This is a genomic window from Clostridium sp. CF012, assembly GCF_018861755.1.
GTDB lineage: Bacteria > Bacillota > Clostridia > Clostridiales > Clostridiaceae > Clostridium_AD.
Genome location: NZ_JAHLEF010000095.1, coordinates 1 through 1,443 on the forward strand (window position 1 = coordinate 1; position 1,443 = coordinate 1,443).

Annotated in this window: 1 protein-coding gene; it reads left to right on the plus strand. The window is 31.8% G+C overall.

The window, feature by feature from the left end:
• Nucleotides 1-90 precede the first annotated feature (90 nt).
• A protein-coding gene (locus KPL50_RS26405; RefSeq protein ID WP_216301443.1) for an IS3 family transposase occupies nucleotides 91-1,427 on the plus strand; the annotation gives its coding sequence in 2 pieces (ribosomal slippage) (nucleotides 91-475 and nucleotides 475-1,427; 1,338 coding nt in all).
• The last annotated feature ends 16 nt before the right edge of the window (nucleotides 1,428-1,443 follow it).

Sequence of the window (1,443 nt, forward strand, 5' to 3'; positions counted from 1 at the left end):
TAAAATGTACCCTATAGAGTAGACGATTTAAAAAAACCTACGCTATAGGGTTTTTCTATGTATAATGGAATAAAGATTAGAGGTGGATAAATGAGCATTAAGGATTTTACAGAAAAAGAAGTGAAAGTGTTATCCAAAAATAAATATGTAACAAAGGTTAGTATTAAAGGTATAACGTATACTGATGAGTATAAACGTATTTTTATAGCAGAGGATGAAAAGGGTAAATCTATAAAAGAAATATTTGAAGAATATGGCTTTGATATAGACGTTCTTGGAAAGGTTCGAATTAGATCAGCAGCTGGAAGATGGCGGACTGCATATAGAAAAAAAGGTATCATTGGACTGAATGATACAAGGAAATTAATGTGCGGTAGATCAAGTGGGAAAGATCTTCCCATAGAAGAAAGATATAGACGTCTTAAGGTCCAAGTTAATTTACTTAAAGCTGAGAATGAATTGCTAAAAAAAATCGACATCCTAGAAAGAAGGCTGATAAAGAAAAAATAGTATTAATAGCAGAAGAAAAATATCTTCTTATAAATTCACAAATTAAAAAATATAAACTCACAAATATGCTTAGCCACTTGTGCAACGTGTCTGGGGTATCCCGTTCAGGTTATTATAACTATTTCTCAGTTAGTTCACAGGCCGTTAGAGATAAACGTGATAATTATGATCAAACAGTTGGAGAGACTATCTTAAAGGCATATAACTTTAAAGGTCGCAAAAAAGGAGCAAGGCAAATCAAAATGACATTAGAAGGTGAATTTGGAATCGTTTACAATCTGAAACGTATCCGTAGGATAATGAAAAAATATCAAATAGTATGTCCTATTAGAAAAGCAAATCCCTATAGAAGGATGATGAAGGCTACCCTTGAACATGCTGTTTTACCAAATATATTAAATAGAAATTTCAAGCAAAATATACCTGGCAAGGTGTTGCTTACAGACATAACCTATTTGTTTTATGGAAAAGGAAATAGGGCCTATTTATCAACGATTAAGGATGCCTCTACAAATGAAATACTGGCATATAATGTGTCAGCTAATATTAAGATGGATATAGCCACTGATACTATACTAAAGCTAAAAAAGAACAAGAATATTAAAATACCTAAAGATGCATTTATTCACTCAGATCAAGGCTGTCATTATACAAGTCCAATCTTCCAAAAGCTCGTTAAAAGTTGTGGACTAGGACAATCTATGTCGAGACGGGGGAACTGTTGGGATAACGCACCACAGGAATCATTCTTCGGTCATTTCAAAGATGAGGCAAACATAAAAGAGTGTCAAACATTAGTAGAGTTAAAGAAAGAAATTAAAAAATATATGATTTATTATAATAGATATAGATATCAATGGGATTTAGAAAAGATGACTCCTGTTCAATACAGAAATCATCTCCTTAATTTAATATAAGTTTTTTTAAATTGTC